This window comes from Streptomyces sp. NPDC058632 (assembly GCF_042717095.1).
In the GTDB taxonomy this organism is placed as follows: domain Bacteria; phylum Actinomycetota; class Actinomycetes; order Streptomycetales; family Streptomycetaceae; genus Streptomyces.
This window is the reverse complement of record NZ_JBHXQZ010000097.1, coordinates 2,863-29,364: the sequence shown is the minus strand read 5'-3', so window position 1 is coordinate 29,364 and position 26,502 is coordinate 2,863. Positions and strand designations below refer to the sequence as shown.

The 26,502-nt window shown below is 73.1% G+C and carries 22 protein-coding genes; 13 read left to right on the top strand and 9 right to left on the bottom strand.

Going from position 1 to position 26,502, the window contains the following annotated elements:
- The 3 genes from ACFWVE_RS28970 to ACFWVE_RS28960 form a co-directional block, all read left to right on the top strand.
- Positions 1-1,613: tetratricopeptide repeat protein (locus ACFWVE_RS28970; protein ID WP_384020119.1), on the top strand; the 1,613-nt coding region annotated here is incomplete at its 5' end.
- The gene (locus tag ACFWVE_RS28965) at positions 1,610-3,232 is read left to right on the top strand and encodes a sulfite exporter TauE/SafE family protein (protein ID WP_384020116.1); all 1,623 of its coding nucleotides are present in this window, start codon (positions 1,610-1,612) and stop codon (positions 3,230-3,232) included. The genes ACFWVE_RS28970 and ACFWVE_RS28965, both read left to right, overlap by 4 nt.
- Positions 3,233-3,283: 51 nt before the next feature.
- A complete protein-coding gene (locus ACFWVE_RS28960; protein ID WP_384020113.1) occupies positions 3,284-4,957 on the top strand; it encodes a serine/threonine-protein kinase in 1,674 nt (557 codons plus the stop codon).
- A 74-nt stretch (positions 4,958-5,031) separates the two neighbouring features.
- On the opposite strand, the gene ACFWVE_RS28955 is transcribed toward ACFWVE_RS28960, so the two are convergent.
- Positions 5,032-5,838, bottom strand: a complete 807-nt coding sequence (locus tag ACFWVE_RS28955) for an SGNH/GDSL hydrolase family protein (protein WP_384020110.1) — start codon at positions 5,836-5,838, stop codon at positions 5,032-5,034.
- 772 nt (positions 5,839-6,610) lie between these two features.
- On the opposite strand from ACFWVE_RS28955, the gene ACFWVE_RS28950 reads away from it, so the two are divergent.
- From ACFWVE_RS28950 to ACFWVE_RS28935, 4 genes are all read left to right on the top strand, one after another.
- Complete coding sequence (locus tag ACFWVE_RS28950) at positions 6,611-7,444, top strand: glycosyltransferase family 2 protein (RefSeq protein WP_384020108.1); 834 nt, start codon at positions 6,611-6,613, stop codon at positions 7,442-7,444.
- A gap of 83 nt (positions 7,445-7,527) precedes the next feature.
- Positions 7,528-8,544: a glycosyltransferase family 2 protein gene (locus ACFWVE_RS28945; RefSeq protein WP_384020122.1), complete on the top strand. Its 1,017-nt coding sequence runs from the start codon at positions 7,528-7,530 to the stop codon at positions 8,542-8,544.
- Positions 8,537-9,337, top strand: a complete 801-nt coding sequence (locus ACFWVE_RS28940; RefSeq protein WP_384020105.1) for a polysaccharide deacetylase family protein — start codon at positions 8,537-8,539, stop codon at positions 9,335-9,337. The genes ACFWVE_RS28945 and ACFWVE_RS28940 overlap by 8 nt, the downstream gene beginning before the upstream one ends.
- A 95-nt stretch (positions 9,338-9,432) precedes the next feature.
- On the top strand, positions 9,433-10,530 hold the full coding sequence (locus ACFWVE_RS28935) for a DUF5925 domain-containing protein (protein WP_384020102.1): 1,098 nt from the start codon (positions 9,433-9,435) through the stop codon (positions 10,528-10,530).
- 92 nt (positions 10,531-10,622) lie between these two features.
- On the opposite strand, the gene ACFWVE_RS28930 is transcribed toward ACFWVE_RS28935, so the two are convergent.
- Positions 10,623-10,991 carry a GntR family transcriptional regulator gene (locus ACFWVE_RS28930; RefSeq protein ID WP_384020100.1) on the bottom strand — a complete coding sequence of 123 codons (369 nt, stop codon included), beginning with the start codon at positions 10,989-10,991 and terminating at the stop codon, positions 10,623-10,625.
- Positions 10,992-11,073: 82 nt separating this feature from the next.
- Here ACFWVE_RS28930 and ACFWVE_RS28925 point away from each other — a divergent pair, with 82 nt between their 5' ends.
- From ACFWVE_RS28925 to ACFWVE_RS28915, 3 genes are all read left to right on the top strand, one after another.
- A complete protein-coding gene (locus ACFWVE_RS28925; protein ID WP_384020097.1) occupies positions 11,074-12,003 on the top strand; it encodes a GNAT family N-acetyltransferase in 930 nt (309 codons plus the stop codon).
- Positions 11,984-12,484, top strand: a complete 501-nt coding sequence (locus ACFWVE_RS28920) for a DUF402 domain-containing protein (protein WP_384020094.1) — start codon at positions 11,984-11,986, stop codon at positions 12,482-12,484. Before ACFWVE_RS28925 ends, ACFWVE_RS28920 begins: the two co-directional genes overlap by 20 nt.
- Before the next feature lie 381 nt (positions 12,485-12,865).
- Positions 12,866-13,960 carry a lytic polysaccharide monooxygenase gene (locus ACFWVE_RS28915; protein ID WP_384020091.1) on the top strand — a complete coding sequence of 365 codons (1,095 nt, stop codon included), beginning with the start codon at positions 12,866-12,868 and terminating at the stop codon, positions 13,958-13,960.
- Positions 13,961-14,058: 98 nt separating this feature from the next.
- Here the strand turns inward: ACFWVE_RS28915 and ACFWVE_RS28910 are convergent, their stop codons facing one another.
- The 3 genes from ACFWVE_RS28910 to ACFWVE_RS28900 all read right to left on the bottom strand — a co-directional run bounded on the left by ACFWVE_RS28910 (position 14,059) and on the right by ACFWVE_RS28900 (position 18,013).
- On the bottom strand, positions 14,059-14,928 hold the full coding sequence (locus tag ACFWVE_RS28910; RefSeq protein ID WP_384020088.1) for an esterase/lipase family protein: 870 nt from the start codon (positions 14,926-14,928) through the stop codon (positions 14,059-14,061).
- A gap of 659 nt (positions 14,929-15,587) precedes the next feature.
- Complete coding sequence (locus tag ACFWVE_RS28905; protein WP_384020085.1) at positions 15,588-16,493, bottom strand: S1 family peptidase; 906 nt, start codon at positions 16,491-16,493, stop codon at positions 15,588-15,590.
- A 368-nt stretch (positions 16,494-16,861) separates the two neighbouring features.
- A complete protein-coding gene (locus ACFWVE_RS28900; protein ID WP_384020082.1) occupies positions 16,862-18,013 on the bottom strand; it encodes a DUF5685 family protein in 1,152 nt (383 codons plus the stop codon).
- Positions 18,014-18,303: 290 nt separating this feature from the next.
- Between ACFWVE_RS28900 and ACFWVE_RS28895 the strand changes: the two genes are divergently transcribed.
- Complete coding sequence (locus ACFWVE_RS28895; protein WP_384020078.1) at positions 18,304-18,741, top strand: cell division protein SepF; 438 nt, start codon at positions 18,304-18,306, stop codon at positions 18,739-18,741.
- Positions 18,742-18,807: 66 nt separating this feature from the next.
- On the opposite strand, the gene ACFWVE_RS28890 is transcribed toward ACFWVE_RS28895, so the two are convergent.
- Both ACFWVE_RS28890 and ACFWVE_RS28885 read right to left on the bottom strand, forming a co-directional pair.
- A complete protein-coding gene (locus ACFWVE_RS28890; RefSeq protein ID WP_384020075.1) occupies positions 18,808-19,998 on the bottom strand; it encodes an acyl-CoA dehydrogenase family protein in 1,191 nt (396 codons plus the stop codon).
- A gap of 170 nt (positions 19,999-20,168) precedes the next feature.
- On the bottom strand, positions 20,169-21,836 hold the full coding sequence (locus ACFWVE_RS28885; protein WP_384020072.1) for an MFS transporter: 1,668 nt from the start codon (positions 21,834-21,836) through the stop codon (positions 20,169-20,171).
- 293 nt (positions 21,837-22,129) lie between these two features.
- Between ACFWVE_RS28885 and ACFWVE_RS28880 the strand changes: the two genes are divergently transcribed.
- Both ACFWVE_RS28880 and ACFWVE_RS28875 read left to right on the top strand, forming a co-directional pair.
- The gene (locus ACFWVE_RS28880) at positions 22,130-23,425 is read left to right on the top strand and encodes a mannosyltransferase family protein (protein WP_384020069.1); all 1,296 of its coding nucleotides are present in this window, start codon (positions 22,130-22,132) and stop codon (positions 23,423-23,425) included.
- Positions 23,426-23,691: 266 nt separating this feature from the next.
- Entirely contained in the window at positions 23,692-24,708 is a 1,017-nt protein-coding gene (locus tag ACFWVE_RS28875) for a phosphatase PAP2 family protein (protein ID WP_384020066.1), read from the top strand.
- Between the two features lie 84 nt (positions 24,709-24,792).
- Here ACFWVE_RS28875 and ACFWVE_RS28870 read toward each other — a convergent pair whose 3' ends face one another.
- The gene (locus ACFWVE_RS28870; protein ID WP_384020063.1) at positions 24,793-25,008 is read right to left on the bottom strand and encodes an I78 family peptidase inhibitor; all 216 of its coding nucleotides are present in this window, start codon (positions 25,006-25,008) and stop codon (positions 24,793-24,795) included.
- Positions 25,009-25,324: 316 nt separating this feature from the next.
- Positions 25,325-26,335 (bottom strand): helix-turn-helix transcriptional regulator, encoded by a 1,011-nt coding sequence (locus ACFWVE_RS28865; protein WP_384020060.1) that lies wholly within the window; start codon positions 26,333-26,335, stop codon positions 25,325-25,327.
- Between the last annotated feature and the right edge of the window lie 167 nt (positions 26,336-26,502).

Genomic DNA, 26,502 nt, shown 5'->3' with positions numbered 1-26,502 from the left:
GACCCGAGGCCGGAACCGGAGCCAAGGCCGGAACCGGACCCGAGGCCGGACCCGGAGCCAAGGCCGGAACCGGACCCGAGGCCGGACCCGGAGCCAAGGCCGGAACCGGACCCGAGGCCGGACCCGGAGCCGAGGCCGGAACCGGACCCGAGGCCGGAGCCGAGGCCGGCGCCGGGGTGCCCCAGGCCGGGGTCGGGGGCGAGGCGGCCGAGCCCGCCGTCGGAACCTTCTCGCCCGGCGCGCGGGTGGCTGCCCTGAGCCGCTTCTCCGCCGCTGCGCGCCGCTCGCGCGGGGCGCATCTCACGGTGTGCGCCGCGTTGTTGGCGGTCGCCATGACCGCCGGGGCGGTCGCCGTCGGCAGCGACCGGGACGGAACACGGGCCGATGCCGCTCCCGCGGCCGGGGCGCTCGCGGCCGGTGTGCTCGCCGGAGGCGACCTGGACGCGGGGATCCGGGCCCTGCAGTCCCGTCTCCGCGCCCAGCCCAGGGACTTCGGCGGGTGGGCAAGCCTGGGGCTCGCCTACGTCGAGCAGGCGCGGACCGAGGGGGATCCGTCCCGCTATCCGCAAGCCGATCGGGCGTTCGACCGCTCTCTCGGGCTCGAACCCGGCAACGAGCAGGCCCTGGCCGGCCGTGCCGCCCTCGCCGCGGCCCGCCACGACTTCTCCGGCGCCCTGGAATACGCCGACCGGGCCCTGAAGCGGAACCCCTACAGCGAGCGCGCCCTGTCCTCCCGCATCGACGCCCTCGTGGAGCTCGGCCGGTACGACGAGGCTTCCGACGCCGCCGACACCGCGGACAGCCGGCGACCGGGGGTGCCCGTCTTCACGCGGTACGCGTACGTGCGGGAGTTGCGCGGGGACACGCGGACCGCGCGCGAGGTGCTGGAACGGGCCCTGGACGGCGTGTCCGCACCCGCCGATGTGGCGTACGTGGCGACCGCGCTCGGCCAACTGGCCTGGAACCGGGGTGACTACGAGACCGCGCTCACCCACTTCGCCCGTGCCCTCGCCGCCGACGAGGAGTACCTCCCGGCGCTGGAGGGCCGGGCCCGTGCCCAGGCCGCGAGCGGTGACCGCGCGGGCGCGATCGGGACGCTGGAGCAGGTCGTCGCCCGCTCCCCGCTGCCCGGCCCGCTGGTCGCCCTCGGCGAGCTGTACGAGGTCCGGGGCGCCGACGGCGACCGTACGAAGGCGGCCGACCAGTACGCCCTCGTCGACGCCCAGGTCGCCCTCGCCCGCGCCGGCGGGGTCAACGCCGACCTGGACACCGCGCTCGCCGCCGCCGACCACGGCGACCCCGAGGCCGCCCTGCGCGCGGCCCGCGCCGAATGGGCCCGCCGGCACAGCGTGCACACCGCGGACGCCCTCGCCTGGGCCCTGCACCGCAGTGGGCGCTCCGAGGAGGCACTCCCCTACGCCCGCCGGGCGACGGCCACCGGCTACCGCAACGCCGGCTTCCTCCACCACCGCGGCATGATCGAACGCGCCACCGGTCACGACGCCGACGCCCGCCGGTCCCTCACGGCCGCCCTGGAACTGAACCCCGGGTTCTCCCCCCTCGGCGCCCGCGCGGCCCGCGCCGCCCTCGACGACCTGGAGGCCGCACGGTGAACCTCCGCCGTTTCTCCGCCGGCGGCACCGGCCGGCGTCTCGCCACCGGTGTCCCCGTCCTCGCCGCCACCTGCGCGCTCACGCTGCTCCCGGCGGCCGCGGCGAGCGCGCACCCGCTCGGCAACTTCACCGTCAACCGGTACGACGGTCTGGTCGCCGCGCCGGGCGAGCTCCGCGTCCACCATGTCGAGGACCTCGCCGAGATCCCGGCCACCCAGGCGAAGCCGGACGTCGATGCGCTGGGTACGGCCGGGTGGGCACAGCGGCGGTGCGCCGGCGCCGCCCGCGACAGCGAGGTCCGTGTGGACGGGCGTGCGGTCCCGGTCACCGTGCGGAGCAGCCGCGCGCGTGTGCGCCCCGGTCAGGCCGGGCTCGACACGCTGCGCGTGGAGTGCGGGCTGACCGCTCCGCTGCCCGAGGGCAGCGCGGTGGACGTCTCCTTCCGCGGGGCCGGGACGTCCTCGGGCCCCGGCTGGCGGGAGATCACCGCCCGCGGTGACCGGATGACGCTGGCCGCGTCGGACGTGCCCGAGACGTCACTGTCGCGTGAACTGACCCGTTACCCGGAGGAGTTGCTGTCCTCACCGGCCGACACGGCGACCGCGTCCCTCCGGGTGCGTACGGGCGGACCGGCGCTGGCGGGGCAGGGAACGGAGACCGAAGCGCCCGCCGCCTCCGTGCTGCCCCGCGGTGCGGACCGGTGGACACGCGCCCTCGACGACCTCGTCGCCCGGCACGACCTCACGGCGGGCTTCGCGGCGCTCGCGCTGCTGATCGCGGTGGGCCTCGGCGCGGTGCACGCGCTCGCACCGGGTCACGGCAAAACGCTCATGGCCGCGACGGCGGCGGCCCGGGGCGGCAGGGCCCGGCTGCGGGACGTCCTGCCGATGGCCGCCTCGGTGACGGTCACCCACACCCTCGGCGTGGTGGCGCTCGGCCTGCTGGTCACGGCCGGTTCGGCCGCCACGCCCTCGGTCGTCGCCTGGCTCGGCATCACGAGCGGCGTCCTCGTCACCCTGGCGGGCGCGAGCCTCCTCCGCCGGGCCCTGCCCCACCGGAAGGCCACGCAGAGCCACCCGCATCACCACGGGCACGGGCACGAGCACAGCCACAAGCACGGGCACGACCACCCGCACGACCATGACCACGGACACGGGCACACCCACGCGGACGGCGCTCACGACCACCCCGGTCACGCGCACCCCCACCCGGCCGGGCACACCCACTCCGTCGAGCACACCCACGGCGGTCGCACGCACACCCACTCCGTCGCCCCCACCCTGCGCGGCACGGTCCTGCTCGGTCTCGCCGGCGGGCTGGTGCCCAGTCCGTCCGCCGTGGTCGTGCTGGTGGGCGCCGCGGCACTCGGTCAGGCCTGGTTCGGTCTGCTGCTCGTCGTCGCGTACGGCGTCGGGCTGGCCCTCACCCTCACCGCCGCCGGATACGCCGTGGTGAAGGCGGGCAGCGGCGTGAACCGGCTCCTGGCCCGGCGCCCGCGCTGGACCGCACGCCCGGTGGTCGCGCTGGTGCGCCGGAGCGCGCCCCTGGGATCGGCGTTCGTCGTCGTGGCCCTGGGGGCCGGATTGGTGTTCAGGGGGGCGGCATCCGCACTCGGCTGAGCTACGTTCATGGGGAAGCGGAGAATTCGCCCGGATGCGATGGGGGGCGCCATGTCCGAGGAACCGGGCAGTGAGCGGGTGATCGCGGGCCGGTACCGGCTGCTGTCGCCGCTGGGCGAGGGCGGCATGGGGACCGTGTGGCGGGCCCGTGACGAGGTGCTGCACCGCGAGGTCGCCGTCAAGGAGGTCCGCGCCCCGGCCGGACTTCCGGCGTCCGACGTGGAACGGATGTACGCCCGGCTGGAGCGGGAGGCGTGGGCGGCGGCCCGGATCGCCGATCGCAACGTGGTGACGGTGTACGACGTGGCGACCGAGGACGGGCGCCCGTGGATCGTCATGGAGCTGGTCCGCGGCCTGTCCCTGGCCGAGGTGCTGGACGCCGAGGGCCCGTTGGCCCCTCAGCGGGCCGCGCACATCGGCGCGGAGGTGCTCGCCGCGCTGCGCGCCGCGCACGGCGCCGGGGTGCTGCACCGGGATGTGAAGCCCGCCAACGTGCTGATCGCGAACGACGGGCGGATCGTCCTCACCGACTTCGGGATCGCCACGGTCGAAGGCAGCTCCGCGCTGACCATGACCGGTGAGGTGATCGGATCACCCGAGTTCCTCGCCCCGGAGCGGGCGCTGGGCCGCACCCCCGGCCCCGAGTCCGACCTGTGGTCGCTCGGCGTGCTGCTGTACGCGACGGTCGAGGGCGGCTCGCCGTTCCGTCGGGACACCCCGCTGAGCACGCTGCGCGCGATCGTCGACGAGGAGTTGCCGCCCCCGCGCCGGGCGGGGCCGCTGGCCCCGGTCATCGAGGGCCTGCTGCGCAAGGACCCGGCCGAGCGGCTGTCGGCGGTGCGGGCACAGCAGGACCTGTGGCTCGTCGGCGCCGGGGGCACCCCCTCCGGGGGAGGCACACCGGGCGCGGGTACGACGACCACCGGTACGACGGGACCGGCCCCTTACGTCCCCACCGTGGCGGCCCACCCGCACCCGCCCGCGGCCCCCGCGCCTCGGCCCACCCCGGCGGCCCCGTTCCCGTCCACCGGGACCACCTCGGTCGCCCGTCCCGGGCGCGGTCGCCGGGCCGCCGTCGTCCTGGCCGCGGGCGTGGCCGTACTGGCCCTGGCGCTGGCCGGTCTGGCGTACGCGCTGCTGGACCGTGGGGACGGCACGGGCGGCGCGGACGACCGTGCGGGCGGGGCGAGTTCGTCCGCGCGGACCGGCGACGACGACAGCCGGACCGGGAGCGACGACGGAACCGGGCAGACCGGCGGGTCCGCCCCGGCGACCTCCGAGGACGACGGCGGGGACGGCGAGGGGGACGGCGGGGAGAGTTCCCCGCCGCAGCAGTCGGTGCGGGTGACCGTGGAGGGCGCGCACACGGAGTACTCGGGTGTCTGTCCCCCGCCGCGGGAGGGGGCGCCCTCGTTCACGGCGACGTTCACCGTGGGACGGCTGCCCGCGGAGGTGTCCTACCGCTGGGTGGGCGAGGACGGCTCGGTGGCCGACCCGGGGTGGCGGACGCTGTCGTTCCCGGAGGGCGGCGGGCGTACGAAGCAGGACACGGTGACCGTGACGACGTACCAGGAGTCCGGGACGTTCGAGAACAGCATCGGGGTGGAGGTGCGGGAGCCCGTGCACACGGCGTCGGACTCGGTGCCGTTCTCGGTGACGTGCGGGACGGAGACCGCGTCGGACGGGGCCTCCCCCTCTCCCGCTGGTTCGGCGGCCACTCCCTGAGGGAGGAGGTTCGAGCCGTGGGGTGACGGGGCCTCGGGGGAGCCGCCCTCCGGGGAAGGCGGCTCCCGGGCGGATCAGGCCGCGCTGTTGAAGGCCGGGAGGTAACCGCCGGACTGGCCGGCCGCCTTCGGGTGGTAGGACTCGCCGATGTTGGCCCAGTTCACGCTGTGCAGCCAGGAGTTGCTGGAGCAGATCTCGTGGCCGGTGAACGGGGTGCGCACGTCGGCGAAGGTGAAGCCGTGGGCGTTGGCGCGCTGGGCGGTGACGCTGTTGAGGAGGTCGGCCGCGTCGTTGACGGCCGCCCGCTTGGCTTCGGAGAGGCCGATGCAGGTGGTGCCGAGCTGGTAGAAGCGGGGGTAGCCGAGGACGACGACCTCGGCGTTCGGGGCCCGGGTGCGGATGGCCGAGTAGACGTTGTTGAGCTTGCCGGGGAGCGTCGAGGTGGCGTACGAGCGCGCGGTGTTGATCCGGGAGAGGCAGGTGCTCTCGGACTGGAGCACACAGGTCGTCATGACGTCGGCGAAGCCCGCGTCGTTGCCGCCGACGCTGATCGAGACGAGACCGGTGCCGGTGCCGAGCGGGCCGAGCTGCGACGCCAGAACTTCATCCGTTCGGGCGCCCGAGCAGGCGGTGAAGTCGAAGGACGAGGGTGAGTTGGCGGCGTTCCAGAGGTAGGGATAGGCCTTCGTGCTGCGCTTGCAGTTTCCGCTGGAGCTGATGTAGCTGCCTGCTCCGACGCCGGAGGAGTAGGAGTCGCCGAGCGCCACATAGCCGTCGGCGGCGGCCTGTTGGGACGCGTGCGCCGTGGCTGCACCGGTGAGGGTGGTGACGACGGCGAGGAGGATGGAACCGAGATAGACGGAAAGTCGGGAACGTCTCATGGAACCTCCCTTTAGCAGGATCTCTGCCGCAACCTTCATAGCGACTACGCGCGTCGACTGGAAGTGTCCATGCCAAAAACATTGGCCCCTCCTCAGAAACCCCACACCTCGTTCACCACAAAACCACCACGCGACCACCACGAGGTCGCGGTCCGACCGCCATCGGAGCACTGACGCGACGTCACGGGAGCACCACCGGACCGCCGTCACCGGCCACCGGAACATCTGTTCAATCCCGGACGAAATCAGGCCTTGGGGCCGTTCGGCCCTTGACGCCCACAACGGGCTGCGTCAGATTGAAGTCCGGCATCCGGCGCTTCAGGGGGCAAAGTCGGCCATGCGGACCATCCGAGCCGGCACGCCTCTTCGCGTGAGCCACCACAGCCGGAGTCGCACGTAACACTCAAACCGACGAAAACGTGAGGCCCGGTTTCAGGTCTTGCCATACGGGCGCAATCGTCAATACCGTCATACATCGCAATACATCTCACCCGCATCGGTCCGTCAGTAAGCGGCTCCAGGGGAGGGCTCAGGACCGCGACGCACCGGCGCGGGGCGCGGTAGGGGGGTGCCGTGCTCGGTGACCGCAAGGAGACCGGGCCGGGCCGCGCGGTCGGCCGGCATGTGCCGCGGTCGGCCAGTTTTGCCAGCTCACCCGGCGTGCACGGAGCTCTTGTCGCGTCGTGCGCGGGTGAGAACCCCCCTTTCGAACCGGACGAATAGCCGGGCTGCCCAGGGGCGGGCGGCCCACCGGACGAGAGGGACCAGACTCATGAGTTCCGTTCTGCAGCCGGCGACCGCGGACCAGAATCCGCCGGCCACCGGAAAGTACCGGCCCGTCTCCTCGCACCTGGCCATCGCACCGCCGGTGAGCGTGGTGATACCGGCCATGAACGAGGCGGAGAACCTGCCGTACGTCTTCAAGACGCTTCCCGACTGGATCCACGAAGTGGTCCTGGTCGACGGCAACTCCACCGACGACACCGTCGAAGTCGCCCGGGAGCTGTGGCCGGACGTCAAGGTCGTCGAACAGCGCGGCAAGGGCAAGGGGGACGCCCTGAACACCGGGTTCCAGGCCTGCACCGGCGACATCATCGTGATGGTCGACGCGGACGGCTCGGCGGACGGCAACGAGATCGTGTCGTACGTCTCCGCCCTCGTCTCGGGCGCGGACTTCGCCAAGGGGTCCCGCTTCGCCAACGGCGGCGGCACCGACGACATGACCTTCATCCGCAAGCTCGGCAACCGGATCCTGTGCGGGGTCGTCAACCGCAAGTTCGGCGCCCGCTACACCGATCTCTGCTACGGCTACAACGCGTTCTGGCGACACTGCCTGGACAAGATCGACCTCGACTGCACCGGCTTCGAGGTCGAGACCCTGATGAACATCCGGGTCGTCAAGGCCGGACTGAGAGTGCAGGAGATCCCCAGCCACGAGTACCTGCGCATCCACGGCGCGAGCAATCTGCGGGCCGTGCGGGACGGGTTCCGCGTCCTCGGGGTGATCCTCCAGGAGCGCTCCAACCGGCGTGCGCTGCGCCGCCGTCCGCACCACTCCCCGCACCACTCCCCGCTGCTCGACACGGTGCGGGGGAAGGTGTCTTGAGCGAGCCCGGCATCACGGGTGCCCGGGACGGGACGGGCGGGCCGGACGGGTCCGACGCGTCCGGCCCGCCCGGCATCTCGGTCGTGATCTGCGCCTACACCGAGGACCGCTGGGAGGACGTCCTCGCGGCGGTCTCCTCGGTGCGGGCGCAGTCCCGGCCGGCCCTGGAGACCCTGCTGGTCGTGGACCACAACCGGGTTCTGCTGGACCGGCTGGCCAAGGAGTACCAGGACACCGACGACGTGCGGGTGCTCGCCAACGCGGGCCCCCGCGGCCTGTCCGCGGGACGCAACACCGGCATCGCCGCCTCGCGCGGCGGGATCGTCGCGTTCCTCGACGACGACGCCGTGGCCGAACGCGACTGGCTCGGACACTTCGCCGAGGCGTACGCCGATCCGCGCGTGATGGCGGTCGGCGGGCGCACCGAACCCCTCTGGGCGTCGGGCCGGCGCCCCGGCTGGTTCCCCGAGGAGTTCGACTGGGTGGTGGGCTGCACCTACCGGGGCCTGCCGCCCGGACGCGTGCGGGTGCGCAACGTCCTCGGCGGCAACGCCTCCTTCCGGCGCACCGCCTTCGACGCGGCGGGCGGCTTCGCCACCGGGATCGGGCGGGACGGGAACAAGCGCCCGCTGGGCGGGGAGGAGACGGAACTGTGCATCCGCCTCAGCCGCGCCCGGCCCGACGCGGTCCTGCTGATCGACGACCGCGCGGTGATCCACCACCGGGTGCCCGAGGCACGCGAGCACTTCCGCTACTTCCGCACCCGCACCTACGCCGAGGGCCTGTCCAAGGCGCTGGTGGCGCGCAGCGTCGGCGCCGGGAAGGGACTGGAGTCGGAGCGCCGGTACACCACACGGGTGCTGCCGGCCGGGGTGGTGCGGGGGCTGCGGGACGCCCTGCTGGCCCGGCCGGGCGGCGCGGGGCGCGCGGGCGCGATCGTCGCCGGGGTGCTCACGGCGGCGGGCGGATACGTGGTGGGGAGTGTGCGGGCCCGGCGGGGCGGGGTCACGTTCTCCGTGGTCGACGTGCCGGACCCGGGGGGCGGGGCGCACCGCGGGAAAGACCGGCCGGACAGGGAGCGAGGGGGTGTCCGTGGCTGACGAACGGGTGCCGATCCTCATGTACCACTCGGTGGCCGACGACCCCAACGACGCCACCCGCGCGCTGTCCGTGTCCCCGCGGGCGTTCGCCGAACAGATGGCGGTGATCGCCGCGCGGGGCCTCACCCCCGTCGGCACGGCCGAACTGGCCGCCTGCTGGCGCACCGGGCGGCCGCTGCCCGCGCGGCCGGTCCTCATCACGTTCGACGACGGCTACGAGGGCGTGCACCGGCACGCCCTGCCGGCCCTCGCCGAACACCGCTTCCCCGCCACGCTCTTCGTCTCCACGGGCTGGCTCCGGGGGCCCCACGACACCGGCGGCGGCCCGGACACCATGCTCGACTGGGAGCAGGTCCGCGAACTGGCCGCCGCGGGCGTGGAGATCGGCGGCCACAGCCACAGCCACCCGCAGCTCGACCAGCTCGACGACCGGCGGCTGCGCTCCGAGCTGATCCTGTGCAAGGAGATCGTCTCGGACCGACTGGGCCGCGCTCCCACGTCGTTCGCCTATCCCTACGGCTATTCCAGCCGCCGGGTGCGGGAGGCGGTACGGGAGACGGGGTACGCGCAGGCGCTCGCCGTCGGGAACGGGCTCGCCCGCCGCGCGCAGGGACCGTACGCGCTGCGGCGCGTGACCGTGCGCCGGTCGACGGACACCGCCGAGTTCGAGCGGCTGGTGGACGGCCGCGGCCTCACCCGCGTCTTCGTCCGGGACCGGGCCCTGACCAAGGGGTACGCGGTACTCCGGCGGGCGCGGCACGCGCGGCGGCTGGCGGCGCGCGTCCGGCTGTGACGCGGGCACACGGCGCGCTTCACGCACGTCGCGCGCCCCGCGTGCCTGAAGGAAACCGGGTGCGCGGGGGCGTCCGTGTGCCCGATCATGACGGTATGCCAGCCAACCCGCACGACGCACTGCCGATCCGGCTCAACGTCGACGACAGCGACTCCCCGTCCGACGTCGTCGACGCGCTGTTCCTCGGCCGCTTCGCGACGGGCGAGCAGCCGTTCTCGCACGCGGCGAACATCGACCGCGTCCGCTCCGGCGCGACCCTGCTGCCGAAAGGCGCCGAGGTGCTGCGGGTCGCCCGGGACGACGACCGCAGCGCCACCCTGGCCCAGGGCGACGGCTGGACGCTGCTGGTCTCCCGCTGGAACCGGGGCGCCGACGTCACCGTCACCGCGACCACCGCCGAACTCGCGGCGAAGATCCTCGACGAGGCCACGGACGGCGCGGCGGACGAACCGGAACCGCAGCCGGAGAACGTCACCATGGGCTTCTGGTACGTGTCCCCGCGCCGCGGGCCGCACCGCACCACCCGGCAGATCTCCGCGGGCACCTGGGACGAGATCCGGCCCAACTACACCGCGCCGGTGGCGGACGCCATGGACGGTCTGATGAAGACCACGCCCGAGGACATCGCGGGCCGGCTGCTCCTGCTGCACGGCCCGCCGGGCACCGGGAAGACGTCCGCGCTGCGCACGCTGGCCCGCTCCTGGCAGGACTGGTGCCAGGTGGACTGCGTCCTGGACCCGGAGCGCCTCTTCTCCGACGTCGGCTATCTGATGGACATCGCGATCGGCGAGGAGGACGCGACGACGGGCAAGGGGCGCTGGCGGCTGCTGTTGCTGGAGGACTGCGACGAGCTGATCCGCGGTGAGGCCAAGCACACCGCGGGGCAGGCCCTGTCCCGGCTGCTGAACCTCACCGACGGCCTGCTCGGCCAGGGCCGCAACGTCCTGGTGGGCGTCACCACCAACGAGGACCTGGAGCGCCTCCACCCGGCCGTGGTCCGTCCCGGCCGCTGTCTCGCCCGGATCGAGGTGGGATCGCTGACCCGGGCCGAGGCGGTGGACTGGCTGGGCCACGAGGACGGCGTCGGCCGCGAGGGCGCGACCCTGGCCGAGCTGTTCGCCCTGCGCAGGGGCACCTCCCCGACGGCCCTGCCGGAACCGCGGGGGAACGCGGAGGCGGGGCTGTACTTGTAGGTACGGGGTACGGGGCACGGGGCACGGGGCACGGGGCACGGGGGCCGAACCGGCCACCACCCGCTCCCCCGTTCCCCCACAGCCGCCCGCGGTTACGCCTCGTACGCCGCCCGCAGCGCGTCCCGTGCGACGGCCAGGGCCGCGTCCTCGTCCAGCCCGAGCCGTCGCGCCCGCTCCGCGTACGCCTGGGCCGCCGCCGCGACCTCCCGCTCCGCGGCCGAGCCCGCGGCGGCGACGAACGTACCGTTGCGTCCGCGGGTCTCGATCACGCCGTCGGCCTCCAGCACGCGGTAGGCCTTGGCCACCGTGTTCGCGGCGAGGCCGAGCGTCTGGGCCAGGCCCCGCACCGTCGGCAGCCGGTGGCCCACCGGCAGCACCCCCGACCGGGCCTGCTCGGAGATCTGCGCCCGCACCTGCTCGTACGGCGGCGCGCTGTCGTCGATATGGATCTTCAGGGTCACGGCCCGATTGTCCCGCACCCGGCGAAGGACGAGCGGAAAATGAGAGGCGGCCCCGGCACGTCCGCCCGTAGCGTGCGCATCCATGACTGTGACCGTCCGCGATCTGCGCCCTGAAGCCCGCGCCGACCTCGAGGGCTTCGCCCGCGTCCGGCACGCCGCGCTGCCGTTCATCCTCCTGACCCCGGAGTCCCTCGCCCACGACCTCACCCGTCTGCACCCCGACGCCCACTACCGTCCCCTCGTCGCCGTGGCCGACGGGGAGGTGATCGGCACGGCGCAGGTGCACCTGACCCACGAGAGCTCCGAGCCGGGCCAGGGCAACATCAACGTGTACGTGCATCCCGCGCACACGCGCCGGGGCGCGGGAAGGACACTCGTGCGCGCCGCCGAGGAGCACCTGACCGCGCACGGGGCGACCAGGCTGTTCGCCTGGGTGCTGGACGAACCCGGCAACCGCGCCTTCGCCGAGCGGCACGCCTACCGGGCGAGCCGCACCGCCCACTTCCTCCGCCTGGACCTGGCGAACGGCACCCTCCCCCCGCTCCAGGACCCGCCGCCCGGCGTGGAGCTGCGCACGGGCTCGGACTTCGCCGACGACCCGCGCCCACTGTTCGCGCTGGACGCGGAAACGACGGCGGACGAACCGAGCGATGTGGACACGGAGTTCACCGACTACGAGGCCTGGCTGGAGGAGACCTGGCGGCACCCGCTGTTCAGCCCCGAGCTGACCTCGGTGACGGTGGTGGACGGCCGGCCCGCCGCCTTCTCCGCGGCCCGCACGGACGGCGGCACCCGGTACGGCACGGTCATGACCGGCACCGCCAGGGCCCACCGCGGCCGGGGTCTGGCCAAGCTCGCCAAGAACGACTCCCTGCACCGCGCCCGTGCCGCCGGGTACACGGAGGCGTTCACGGGCAACGACACCGGGAACGAGCCGATGATCGCGATCAACAAGTGGTTCGGCTACGAGGTCTGTGGCACGGAGGTGCGGTATGTCCGTGAACTCGGCTGACCGCCCGGTCCTCCTGGACGTCGTCCTCGTCAAGGCGGGGCGCACGAAGATCGGCTACCCGGCCGAACTGCTCGCCGACGACGGCATCCGCGTCACCGTGCGCGCGCCCTGGGCGGGTGCCGGCGCGCGGGACTTCGGCTTCGTCCGCTTCGAGCCCGGCGACGTCTTCACCGAGTACTACTGGCGCGACCGGTGGTACGCGGTGAAGGAGGTACGCACCGCCACGGGCACCCTCAAGGGCCACTACTGCGACATCACCCGCCCGGCCGAGCTCTCCGGCAACCGGCTGGTGGTCGAGGATCTCGACCTGGACCTGTGGGTCCCGGCGGACGGCACGGACGTACGGCGGCTGGACGAGGACGAGTTCGCGGCGAGCGGCCTCGCCGCGACCGATCCCGGGGCCGCGGCCACCGCGATGGCCGCCCTCGACGCACTGGACGCCCTGGCCCGCGAGGGCGGGCCGGGCGCGCTGCTCGCGTGAAGGGTCCGGGGCAGCCGTCCGTCGCCACGACCACCGCTTAGCGCTCGTCGTCCGCCCCCGGCCCCACAAAGCCACGTCGTCCGACAGCCGCCCCACGCTCACCCGCCCACCGGGCGGAGCCAGGAGGGCGGGTGAGCCGGCCCGCCGGCATCCCGACCGGCCTCGCCGTCCCCCACCCACCTCTCGCACTTCCACAACTCCTCGGCCGAGGCCGCTCGCGGGTTCCTACCTGATCCCAGCCTGAGCGCTCCCTTAACGGGGCCATAAGGATCTCCCCGAGTGGCCTTCGGCAGGCGATTTCCCGGTTTCTTGGGGCTAGTTTCTGAGCCGTCCCCCCACGGGATCCCCCCAAGCCCATTGACCGTCCGAGGAGTTGCTGCAATGCCCGCACGCCGCAAGGCCGCTGTCGCCGCCGTCGGTATCGTCCCGCTCGCCCTGACCGGGCTGTCCGCCTCGCCGGCGGCCGCGCACGGTTCGATGGGCGACCCGGTCAGCAGGGTCGCGCAGTGCTTCGCCGAGGGTCCGGAGAGTCCGAAGTCGGCGGCGTGCCGGGCGGCGGTCGCGGCCGGCGGCACCCAGGCGCTCTACGACTGGAACGGCGTACGCATCGGCGACGCGGGCGGGCGCCACGAGGAGCTGATCCCCGACGGCAAGCTGTGCAGCGCGAACAACGAGGCGTTCAAGGGGCTCGACCTGGCCCGTGCCGACTGGCCCACGACATCGGTGAGCAGCGGCTCGTACACCTTCAAGTACCGGGTGACCGCCCCCCACAGGGGCAGCTTCAAGGTGTACCTCACCAAGCCCGGCTACGACCCGGCGAAACCGCTGGGCTGGGGTGACCTGGATCTGGCGAACCCGGTGGCGACGTCCACCGACCCGGCCGCGACCGGCGGTTTCTACACGTTCTCCGGCGTACTTCCCGAGCGGTCGGGCAAGCATCTGCTGTACGCGGTGTGGCAGCGCTCGGACAGCCCGGAGGCGTTCTACTCCTGCTCGGACGTCTCGTTCGGCGGAGGAGAGGGAGACGCGAACGGGGGCACCACCGACGACAGCGGAAGCGGGTCCGACGCCGGTGACACGCCCAAGGGCGAGGCCGCCCCGGCGCCGGTCGCCTCCGCGCCCTCCGAGGAGCAGATCGACGACGGCACCGACAGGTCGACCATCGAGAACCACGGTCACGGAGACGACGACCCGCACACCACCGCGCAGCCGGCCCCGGACCCGGCCGTCACCGACACCGACGGTGACGGTGACGGTGACACGGCGGGCGCCGACGCGGACGGCGCCGCCGGCACCCCCGAGGCCGCCGCCAACCGGCCCAAGGCGGCCGGTGCTTCGGGGAACCTCGCGGAGACCGGCGGCGACGGGAACACCCCGTACCTGATGGTCGGCGGGGCCGCCGCCCTGGCGCTCGGTTCGGCGGCGCTGTTCGCCTCCACCCGGCGGCGCGCGGCGAGCGGGCGGCACGGCCGCTGACCCCGCGTCGATCACCGACCTCGTGTCGACCGTGACCCGGGGCCCGTCCGGCGGCTCAGGCCGGACGGGCCCCGACACGCGTACGGCGGTTGCACGTGTCAGCTGAACGCCGAGGCACAGGTGGTGGGGCGGGCGCGGGCCGGATCGAGGGCGTTGGCGACCTCGTGGAAGGCGATCCGGTCGATCAGCCCGATCGCCACGTGCTCGGACAGGTCGACCGGGCACAGGTCCTGGAGCAGGACGTTGCGCACGTTCGGCCCGCTCAGGTACTGGCTGCGGTACGGGGTGACCACCTCGTCGTACCGGGTGGCGATGACGGTGTAGCGGACGCCGGGCACGGTGTCACCGCCCGCGTTGAGCCTGGTGAGGAAGTCCGAGCCGGCGACCTGCTGGGCGAGGGCGGGGGTGGCCTCGGTCAGCAGGTCCCCGACGCCGGGGAAGTACGGCAGCAGGCGGGTGAGGCCGGCGAGGGTGGTGCCGTGGTTGCTGGGGGCGATCCCGACGAGGGCGTTCACCTCGTCGGCGCCGCCGAGGAACTTGAGGTAGTGGCGGGGCATCATGCCGCCCTGCGAGTGTCCGACGATGTCGGCCTTCGCCGCTCCGGTCGCGGCGAGCACCCTGTCGACGAAGACGTCGAGCTGCCGCGCGGACTCCTCGATGGGGCCGAGGCCGTGGAAGAAGGGGACGCCGTCGAGTCGGCCGTAGTCGAGGGAGAAGACGCAGTAGTCGCGGTGGGTCAGATAGGGCGCGAGGCCCAGCCAGTTGTCGACGGAGTTCCCGAAGGTGCCGTGGACCAGGACGACGGGGCGGGGATGGGCGGCGGACGGCTTGCAGGAGTAGTCGTTCCACCCCGAGCTGGGCGCGCCCGCGGCATGGGCACCGGTGGCGGTGGCGGTGGGGACAGTGAGGGCCGCGGCGGCCAGCAGGAGCGCGGCCAGGGGTCTGACCACTCGTTTCCAGGGCAGCATCGTGTGATCTCCTTGCACGTCAAGGGGAGAATGCGACGGCCTTGCGCCCTGTGACCCGGATCACGAGGTTGTTGTTCACTCGTCAAGTTACGGGCGGGTAGCCCTACAAGGAAGTTACGCGTCGGTAAAAACTTCTGGCGATGCCCAGCGAGACGCCGACGTCACCTGATACGGCGTCACCGACCCTCGGACCCCCCGCACCGAGGGCGGCACCTCGCCCCCGGCCAACCGCGTCAGCCGTCCGGCGCACCCGGGGTCATCTCACAGGGGCCGAACTTCGCCCACGCCGTACGGCAGGGGCCGGAATCCGTCCGCCGGCGCGGCGCGCCCCGGAGGGCCATGGACCGCCTCATGGCGCCGGACAGCGGGGCGTCCTCGATCTCGACCCGGCCGGTCCGCATCCCCGGCCGACCGCGGGGCTGCCGATCATCACGGCCCCCGGGTCCGAAGGGGTGCATCAGGTGATCCCGCGACCGGCACCGCCCGGCGCGCCCCGGTATGCCCTGATCCGTCTCCTCGAAGGCAACGCCGGGTCCACGCAAGGGAGAGCCCCCGCACGCTGGTTGCGTGCGGGGGCTCGTCGTCGTGCGCCGGCCGCGGTGAGGCCCTGTGCTGCGGGACCGGTGGTACCGGCCGGCCCCGGCAGGCGGGCGTCCGGCCTAGTAGAGGCTGACTCCGTAGGCGCTCAGGGCCTCCGTCACCGGCTGGAAGAAGGTCGTGCCGCCGGAGGAGCAGTTGCCGCTGCCGCCGGAGGTCAGACCGTACGCGGTGCCGTTGCTGCCGTAGAGCGAGCCGCCGGAGTCGCCGGGCTCGGCGCAGACCGTGGTCTGGATGAGACCGGAGACGACGTCGCCACCGCCGTAGTTCACGGTCGCGTTGAGGGCGGTGACCCGGCCGCTGCGCGTACCCGTGGTGGAGCCGTCACGGATGACGGTGGTGCCCACGCTCGGGATGGCCGCACGGGTGATGTCGACGCCGTTCGCGGTGCCGGGGCGGCTGACGGAACCGGAGTAGCGCACGATGCCGTAGTCGTTGCCCGGGAAGCTGGTACCGGCCGTGGAGCCGATGACCGAGGTACGGCCGGAGTTGGAGTACCAGGTGCCCGCGCCGGAGGTGCAGTGACCGGCCGTCAGGAAGTAATCGACGCCGCTGCTGCTGCGGACGTTGAAGCCGAGGGAGCAGCGTCCGCTGCTCGAGTAGATGGCGTCGCCGCCCTGGATGAGCTTGGTGAACTTTCCGGGCGTGCGCTTGATCTGCAGCGCGTCGGCGTCGGCGCCGGCCTCCTGCTTGATCTGCGCGATCTCGGCCTCGGACACCGTGCTGTCGACGGTGACGACAACCCGGTTGGTCTTGCTGTCGACGGCCCAGGCGGTGCCCGGGACGTCGGCTTCCAGCACCGAACCGCTGGCGCCCTTGAGCTCGGCGGAGCTGAAGGTGGTGGGAGCTTCGGACGCGTTCGCGCTGGGGATCGCGATCGCGGCGGCGGCCACGAGACCGGTGGAGACGGCGATCAGCCGGGTACGTCTCGAGATGCCGCTGCGGGGGGTGGTGCGCTTGATCCTCACTTCTCGTTCCTCCATGAAGGAAGTAGGGGGCCCTCGTGGGGTTGGGGCCCGTGAGGCGCAGTCAGGGGACCGGTCGCCCGGATTCCGAACATGCCGTGCTCCTGACAAGCGCTGGGGGTGAGTATTCGGTCCACGGCCCGGTCGACGCAAGAGTGCCTTTCGGTCGTCGCCCTGCGCATCACCCGTCCGGCACGACCCTCGACATCCCCACGTCACCAGCCGATACCTCCGTGCCGCAACCGGCCGCTCACACCACAGAGATGTCCGGAAGTAACCCCTCCGAATAATCTTGCGAACGATCCTCCGAACAAGCTCCAAAGGACTCGACAACCGCCGGACGGCATGTCGGGCCGCCCTGTATCCCGGGCTCAGCAGTCACACCCGCAGTCGCAGCCGCCGTCCTCACCACAGCAACTGCAGCACTCGCAACAGCTGCAGCAGTCGCAGCACCCGCTGCAGTCGCAGGTGGAGCAGGCCTCCTTGCGCTCCCCGGTCCAGGGGTCCTCATAGGTCCCGCAGCACAACTGGCACGTGCAGAACAGCCCCACCCACACCGCGCACCCGGCGACCAGCCCGCGCCGGCGCGGCGGCCCGGGCGGCACCGGACCGCCGGGGCCGCCCGGCGTGCCGGGCGGTGCGTAGGGGTGAGAACCGTGGGCACAAGAAACGGTGTTGAAGGCACGATCTACGGAGTTGGGCAGTTCATGGACGAGCAGCCGGTGAGCCAGACCGCCGTCGGTGAACTCCGCCTCGCGCAGCGCGAGCCGGATGCCACGCACGGCGTCGTCGGCGAGCCGGCGAGCCTCGGCGAGCGGAGTGCCGGTGGCGGTGAGGGGGTTCCACGCGCCCGACGCGGCGTCGGCCTCACGGTCCTCCACGGCGTCCAGGAGATGGGCGAGCCGGCCGAAGAGCCGCCCGGCTTCGGCGAGCGGCCCGGCGTTGCGCGTCCGCCCGGCGAGTACCGCGGTGTGCGCGAAGGCGGCCGCGGTGGCGGTCTCGGTCGGTTCGGTGACGGTGAGGATCGGGGTGCCGAGGCCGGCAAGGGTCTCGATGCCGGCCTGCCGGTCGACGGCGTCGACCAGGACGGCCGTGTCGAACCCGACGTCCGAACCGGTCCGCGCCCCGGCCCGGTCCCAGCTCGCAGCGACGCGGCGCGCGGCGAGTGCCACCGGGCGGCGGGCCAGCAGCCCGTCCCGGTCGGCGACGTGGTCGCGCACCTTGGCGGAGGCCAGGACCAGCGAAACGGCCGCAGCGAGCCGGGCTCCCTCACCGTGTGCGACGGAGGCGGTCCGCATACCGCGCAGCGGACACGGCCCCGCCGTGCGCCGTCCGGCACCGGCCCGTTCGGTCTGAGCTTCCGTCAGGACGGAGACGAGCAGCCCGTCGTAGTTGGTGACGACGCGTGCGAGCTGCCCGTGGTCCCCGCGCAACGCCAGACACAGCCCGCACAGATGCGCCGTCCACTGAGCCGTGAGCCGTTCACCGAGCCGGTGCCGGCAGGGCCTGACCATTCCGAACATGATGTCCCCCCGTGGGTGATCCGAAGTGGAGCGGCGGCATCGTACCCACTGCCGCGTTCACCCGTACGCGCCGCTGATCACCCATACGCCGAGAAGAATCATATTTCACTCACAGTCAGCATCCGCTTACGTCGGGACCCTTGGGGGGCTTGGGCTCTCGACGGATGCGCCCTGCACCAGTACCGTCACAAACCCCCCGCGCGGCGTCCAATCACTTGGCGCGCCATCCGCATCATGGACGACCATAGGAATGCGGAAAGCAAGAAGGACCGCTGTGAGAGGAGGCGTCCATGGGATCGGTACGCAAGGCAAGTGCCTGGCTTGGCCTCGTCGACGACAACGAAGACGAGCGTTACTACGACGACGACTACTCCGACGGAACCGAGCCCGGGGACGCCTGGGTCACCGATCCGCGGGTCAAGGTGGCCACGGACGTCGCCGCGGAGAAGGGCCGCCGCATCGGCACGGTGACCCCGGACAGCTTCCGGGACGCCCGCGCCATCGGCGAGCTGTTCCGGGCCGGGGTCCCCGTCATCATCAACCTCACCGCGATGGAGGCCGGTGACGCCAAGCGCGTCGTCGACTTCGCCGCCGGGCTGATCTTCGGTCTGCGCGGTTCCATCGAGCGTGTGTCCAACCGGGTGTTCCTGCTGAGCCCGGCCGACACCGAGGTCGTCAGCGGGGAACCGGCGGCGCACCGGTCGGACGGTTTCTTCAACCAGAGCTGAGGCAGGGCCGCTCGCCGGCCCTGCCCCTGCCCCCCATTTCCATTCCCCCGCCCGCCCCCGGCCGGCCTACCGGAACGCGTCGATCCCGGTCAGCGCTTTGCCCAGCACGAGCTGGTGCATCTCCACGGTGCCCTCGTAGGTGAGCACCGACTCGAGGTTCGTCGCGTGCCGCATGACGGGGTACTCGAGCGAGATCCCGTTCGCACCGAGGATCGTGCGGGCCGTGCGGCAGATGTCGATGGCCTCGCGGACGTTGTTCAACTTGCCGAAGCTGACCTGCTCGGGCCGCAGGCGGCCGGCGTCCATGCGCCGCCCCAGATGATGGGCGAGCAGAATCCCCTTGTGCAGTTCGACCGCCATGTCGGCGAGTTTGGCCTGCGTCAGCTGGAACCCTCCGATGGGCCGCCCGAACTGCTCCCGCGACGTCGCGTAGCCGACGGCGGACTCGAAACAGGCGCGCGCCGCGCCCATCGCGCCCCAGACGATCCCGTACCGGGCGTGCGTCAGGCAGCTGAGCGGCCCGCGCAGGCCGGTCACCTCGGGCAGTGCGGCGTCGGCGGGCAGCCGTACGTCGTCGAGGACCAGCTCGCTGGTGACGGAGGCGCGCAGCGACCACTTGTGCTTGATCTCGGGCGCCGAGAACCCGGCCCTGTCGGTGGGCACCACGAAGCCGCGGATTCCGTCGTCGGTCTGCGCCCACACCACGGCGACTCCGGCGACCGACCCGTTGGTGATCCACATCTTGCGGCCGTTCAGCACCCAGTCCCCGCCGTCGCGCCTGGCGTGGGTCCGCATGGCGGCGGGGTCGGAGCCGTGGTCGGGTTCGGTGAGCCCGAAGCAGCCGATGACCTCACCGGCGGCCATCCCCGGCAGCCACTGCCGCTTCTGCTCCTCGCTGCCGAACCGGTGGATCGCGTACATGGCGAGCGAGCCCTGGACGGAGACCAGGGACCGGATGCCGGAGTCGGCGGCCTCCAGCTCCAGGCAGGCGAGCCCGTACTGCACGGCCGAGGCGCCCGCGCAGCCGTAGCCGCTGAGCGGCATGCCGAGCGCGCCGATCCCGCCGAGCTCCCGGGCCAGCTCGCGGATACCGGGCAGCTCGCCCTTCTCGTACCAGTCGGCGACGTACGGCAGTACCCGGTCCCCCGCCCAGGCACGCACGGTGTCCCGGACGGCCAGGTCCTCCGGCTCCAGCAGGTCGTCGAGGCCGAGCGGGTCGGCCGGGTCGAAGAGGGGCAACTTCGCGGACGCGGACATGGACACCCTCCGGGGCGATCGGGCCGGGGCCGATCCGGGCGGATGCGGCCGGTACGGACCCGGCCGGTACCGATACGGCCCGTGCTGCTCGACCAGCACTGCTGGTCAGATTCGGGCCGACGTTACGACGCGGTGTCGCGCACGTCCACCCGGCCGCCCCGCGGCACGCCTCACACCGAGACGCGGGACTCCGCGGCCTCCCTCGGCGCGGGGACATCGGCCGCCTCCGCCGGGGCATCGGCCGGGATCCGGGCGGGCCCGTCCGGGAGCGCCTTGGCGGGCGTTCCCCCCGCGGCCGCCGGCTCGCACTGCATCGTCCGCGGCAGCCGCAGCGCCATCACGGCCCCGAGCAGCAGCAGGACCGCGCTGGCCAGCAGGGTCACATGCAGCCCGTGCACGAAGGCGTGGCGGGCCGCGTCCCTCAGGGCGGCTCCGGCGGGCCCGCCCAGCTGTGCGGCGACCTCGTAGGCCTCGCCCAGCGAGTGCCGCGCCTGCGAGGACTCCGAGGCGGGTACTCCGGGAACGTCCCTGAGGCCGGGCACGTAGGCCGCGTTCATGACGCTGCCGAGGAGCGCGATCCCGAGACCGGCGCCCAGTTGGTACGAGGTCTCGCCTATGGCGGCGGCCCCGCCCGCCTGCTGAGGCGGTGCCTCGCTCAACATCGACTCGTACGCCCCGAACAGCGTGGTCTCCAGACCGAAGCCGAGCAGGACGAACCCGCTCAGCAGCAGGACGCGGTTGTCCTGCCCGCCCATCGAGGTCAGCAGCAGCACCGCGGCGGCCGTCAGACAGAAGCCGGAGAAGACCATGCGGCGCGGTCCGAACCGGCGCAGCAGCCGCGCGCCGGCCAGCCCCGCCGCCATCGCGGCGAACGTCAGCGGCAGCAGGCGCAGTCCGGTCTCCAGCGGGGAGAGGCCGAGGACGAGCTGGAGGTACTGCGCGGCGATCAGTTCCAGACCGACCAGGGCGAGCATCGCCAGCACGATGCAGCCCACCGACGTGCTGAACGCCGGCCGGGCGAACATCCGCAGGTCGACCAGCGGGTGCGCGCGCCGGCGCTGCCGGCGGACGAAGGCGGCCAGCAGGGCGGCGCCCGCGGCCAGCGACAGTACGGTCCACAGGCCCCCGGCGGACTCACCGCCGAGCCGCTTCACACCGAGGACCATCGAGAACAGGCCGGCGGCGGCCATCAGCGCGCCCGTCACGTCCCAGGGGCCGGCGCCGTCCCCCTTCGACTCGGGCAGCAGGATCCTGCCCACCGGGAGGCTGACCAGCATCAGCGGGATGTTGATGAGGAAGACCGAACCCCACCAGAAGTACTCGAGCAGGAAACCGCCGAGCAGCGGTCCGACCGCCGCGCCCGCCGCGGCGACCGCGCTCCAGATGCCGATGGCGAGCGCCCGCTCGCGCCGGTGGGGGAAGACCTGCCGCAGGATCGACAGCGTCGCGGGCATGATCATCGCGCCGCCGACGCCGAGCAGCGCCCGCGCCGCGATCAGCACCGGCGCGCTGTCCGCGAGGGCCGCCCCTGCGGAGGCGACGCCGAACAGGGCGTAGCCGAGCAGGAGTACGCGCCTGCGGCCGACCCGGTCGCCCAGCGTGCCGAAGAGGATCAGCAGCGAGGCGCAGACCAGCGGGTAGGCGTCGACGATCCAGAGCAGTTCCATCGCGCCGGGCCTGAGGTCCTCCGTGACGGCGGGGACCGCCACGTGCAGCACGGTGGCGTCGACGGCGACGAGCAGCAGGCTGGCGCAGAGGACGACGAGTACCACCCAGCGGTTGGCACCGGCCCCGGCCGCCCTACGGCGCAGCGCGGCGGCCGTGGTCGTCCCGGACATGTACAGACCTCCCAGATGTTCCCTCGCCCTCGGCGGGCTCACGGGGTGGGGGACTCCCCCGTGACTCGGCCGGAGAGGAGCGGTACGGCTCCGGCCCGCGCAACGAACGGCGAGTGACAGGCAGCGTACGCGAGGCCGCGCCGGTATCGAGTGGCGGGCCTCTCACATCTCGGGCACACAGGTGTGGCGTGCGCCACTTCCGCACCGCTGCCCACCGCTTCCCGAGGCCCGCTCCGGGGGTTCGCACGCCCCGCGGGACGGACCGGCCGTGCCCCCGGTCGATAATCGGGCCCGTGACCGATCTCGAGACCCGTGCCGCGCCGGCCCGCCCCGGAGCACTGCGCAGGGCTGCGCCGGCGCTCCTCGGGTACGCCGCCGTGCGCGCCCTGGGCCTCCTCGTCCTGGCCCTGTGGAGCGAGGCACGCGGCACGAGCGCGTACACCTTGCTCACGGCCCGCTGGGACGCCCTCTGGTACACGAGGGTCGCGGAACTGGGGTACGGCTACGAGGTGCGCCTGGCGAACGGGGACGTGCACTCGAACCTGGCCTTCTTCCCCCTGCTCCCCTGGCTGGAGCGACTGGTGGCGGCGGTGTCGCCGCTGTCGTACGCGGACGGGGGCTTCGTGGTCGCCGTGCCGGCCTCGCTCGCCGCGGCCTGGGGGATCTTCGCGGTGGCGGACCACGTGTACGGGCCGCGGGCCGGGGTGTGCGCGGTGCTGCTCTGGGCGGTGCTGCCGGTCGGGATCGTCCAGTCGATGGCGTACAGCGAGTCCCTGTTCACGGCGCTCGCCGCGTGGTCGCTGTACGCGGTGCTGACCGGGCGCTGGGTGACGGCCGGGGTCCTGGCGGCGCTGGCCGGTCTGACCCGCCCGGTCGGACTGGCGGTGGTCACGGCCGTCTGGGCGGCGGGCGTCGTCTCCTTCCTGCACGACCGCCGCACCCGTGAGGGCGAGCGCCGCTCGTTCGGGGGGAGTGGTGGCTCGACGACGGCGGACGGCGCGCGCTCCGGGGAACGCGCCGCCCCGGAGGGGAACACCCGGCGCATGACCCGTGCCGGGGGCGTGCCCGTCCTGCCGGGCGCCCCCGGGGCGGGTGTCCGCCGGGCGCTCGGCCTGTTCGTCGCTCCGCTCGGTGCCGCCGGTTACGTTCTGTGGGTCGGGCACCGGACCGGGGAGGGCCTGTTCGGGTATCTCGAGGTGCAGGCGGGCTGGCGGAACGGGTTCGACGGCGGTTTCGCCTTCGCCCGGTTCACGGCGGAGAAGTTCACGTCGTTTCCGTCGGCCCCGGCGGGGCTCGGGCTGGTCCTCGGGGTCGGGCTGCTGGTGCGGCTGTACGTGCTCTGCGTACGGCAGCGCCAGCCGCTCCCGCTGCTGGTGTACGCCGGTGTCGTCACCCTCCTCGCGCTGTGCGCGTCGAGCTACTTCGGCTCGAAACCGCGTCTGCTGATGCCCGCCTTCCCGCTGCTGCTGCCCCCCGCCCTGGCCCTGGCCCGGCTGCGTACGCCCAGTTCGGCGCTGGTGGTGGGGTCCGTCGCGGTGGCCTCCGCGGTGTACGGCGCCTTCTGGCTGAACGGCTCCGGGCCGCCCTGACCGCTCCCGCGGGCCCTGCCCCGCCCCTCCCGTGCCGACGAGCGGTGAGCACCGGGGAAAATCCGCACCAGCCTTCGGTGAACGCATTCTAAAAGCGCGATAAAACTGCCCCCTCGAATGATCAAAGGAATTGAAGGCGGCGACCGCCGGCGATTGCCGATTCGCGGAAAATAAAGGCCGCCTTGAGAGCAATCCCACATCACATCGTCATCACAAAGCCGCTGATTCGACGGGGAAGCGCGTTCACTCCCTGTAACGTCGATTGGGTGCGTACCGAACGGAAGACCACCCGTCTGGACCGGGTGTTCGCGAGGCTGGATCGTGAGCCGGAACGACCGGCCCACCTCGACGTGCCTCGAATGAGCCGGCACCGGACGGTGCTTTTCGGCTCCACCCTGGCCTTCTACGTGGCAATCGTGTGGGCCGTCGTCATCACGTCCTGGCTGGTCCGGCTGGACTGGCAGGTGATGTTCTTCCGCCCGTACGAGCAGTGGGCGGAGCTGCACGCCTTCGTCGACTACTACGTGGTGCTCGGCCAGCGCGGTCCGACCGCGGTGATGGTCGCGGCCTGGCTGGGCTGGCGCTCCTGGCGGCAGCACACCCTGCGTCCGCTGCTCGCGCTCGCGGTCTCCCTGCTGTTGCTCAACGTCACCGTCGGTGCCGCGAAGTACGGCATGGGGCGCCTCGGACCGCATTACGCGACCGAGATCGGCTCCAACGAGATGTGGCTCGGCGGCAGTATATTTCCCAGCGGTCACACCGCGAACGCCGTGGTGACCTGGGGAATCCTGGCCTATCTGGCCTCCGCTCCCTGGGCGCGGCGCTGGTTGTCCGCCGTGTCCGCGGTGACCTCGCTCGGCGTCGGGCTCTCCACCGTCTACATCGGCACCCACTGGCTGAGCGACGTCCTGCTCGGCTGGGTGGCTGGCCTGCTGATCCTGCTGGCCCTGCCCTGGTTCGAGCCTCTGATCGCCCGTGCCGAGGACCGGATCTTCGGCTGGCGCGACCACTGGCGCGACCGCCGACAGGCCCGGCGGGACCAAACGGCACCCACGGCCACCGTCGCGGGACCGGTCGTGCTCAAGCCGCTCACCGGCCGTGAGGGCGGCGCGGCCCCCGAGCCGGTCTCGGCGTCCCGCCCGGCCGGCCGGCCGGCCGCCCACCGGGCGCCGGGACCGCACTCGACGCGTGCGGAGCGCACACCGGTCACCCCGACCGGCAGCCGCCGCCCGCCGCACGGCGAGCGCCACCCGCACGGCAACACCCCGGCGACCCGCCCCTGACGGTCCCGCCGGGCCCCGCGGCGACGGCCCGGTACGCACACCTCGGCCCCGGTTCCCTCGCGGAACCGGGGCCGTCGCCGTGTCTCAGCCCTTCCAGGACCTCGCCACCGTGCCGTCCTTCACCTCGAAGTTCAGCCGTCCCACGCGGTACTCCATGGTGATGATCGCGCCCGGCGGCAGCGCCCGGACCGTCGCCCAGCCGCGCTCGCGCGCGAGCTGCTCGGCCCGGTCCGCGGGCAGGCCCACATAGGCGTCCGGGCTGTCGTCGGGTTCCGCGGAAGGTGTCGGAATGGGTGCCATACGGTCACGCTATGCCCTGCCCGGCGGACGGGGAAGGCCGAACCGGGAACACCTGCCCGAGATCCCCCGGCGGTCACACTTCTGTCACAGGATCACGACAGGCGTTTATGCCCACGACCATCACACGAATGGGTGATTCGAAGCCTCTGCGTCCGGGGGTCGAACACAATTCCCGGGCATCGCGCCGACGGCGCGGATAAACCCGGCGGAGGATTCCTGGAGAAGTACCCCGGACCCCTTCGGGCCATTCCATTCCGTCGCCGTGACCGCAGGCGCGCCCCGAAGGCGGTTCCCCCACGGAAAATCCGCCGTTCCCTCACACGATCCGCCCGCCCCGGCGTCGACTCGCCGCGTCCGGTCCCCCCGCCCGGGACAGGGCGCGGGAGAGCCGGTCGCGGGCCGTGGCGATCGCATCGGTCAGCCCTGTCGGCTCCAGCACCTCGAACTCGAAGCCCAGCAGCAGCACGTGGACCGTCAGGACGTCGAAGCTCGCCGCCCCGGTGCTCAGGACACAGGTGTCCGGCCCGTCCGCCCGGAGCGCGCCGACGGAGGGCGAGATCCGCTCCGCGGCCTCCTCGACGGGCACCAGCAGCCGGATCTCCGCCTGCGAGGCGTACGCGCGCGTGGAGATGCCCCGGGAGACATAGGCGGCCAGGTCCCCGGCCGGGGGCTCACGCGGGACGAAGCGCGGGCCGTGCGGAGGCTTCGGGGTGACACGGTCCACCCGGAAGGTGCGCCAGTCCTCGCGGCCGAGGTCCCAGGCCACCAGGTACCAGCGGCGTTCCGAGCACACCAGGCGGTGCGGTTCCACGGTGCGGCGACTCGTCGCGCCGTCATGGCCGCGGTACTCGAAGCGCAGGTGTTCGGTGTCCCGGCAGAGCTGGGCGAGTTCGGTGAGCAGGGCCGGATCGACGGCGTCGGCGCCCGGTCCGCGCAGCATCGGCACGGTGACGGCGTTCAGGGCGCCGACCCGGCGGCGCAGCCGGTCCGGCAGTACCTGTTCCAGCTTGCCCAGGGCCCGCACCGAGGTCTCCCCGATGCCTTCGATGCCCTGCCCGGCCGCCGCGCGCAGCCCGACCGCGACGGCGACGGCCTCGTCGTCGTCCAGGAGCAGCGGCGGCAGTTCGGCCCCCGCGCCCAGCTGGTAGCCACCGCCGGTTCCGGGACTGGCGTTGACGGGGTAGCCGAGCTCGCGCAGCCGGTCCACGTCCCGGCGCAGGGTCCGGGAGCTGACCCCCAGCCGCCCGGCCAGATCGGCGCCGGACCACTCCCGGTGCGCCTGGAGCAGGGACAGCAGACGCAGCAGACGTGCCGAGGTCTCCACCATGGGCCGAGTCTGTCAGCCTTTGCGGACAACCGTTGCCCGCAAAGGGGCGGTCCCGTCCGGCGGCCGGAAACCCGCCGCCCGCCGGGGCCCCCCCCCCCCCCGGGACCCCGGGGGGGCCGGGGGCTTTTAAACAAAAACCAGCCCCCCGGACCCAGAAGTATGGGGGT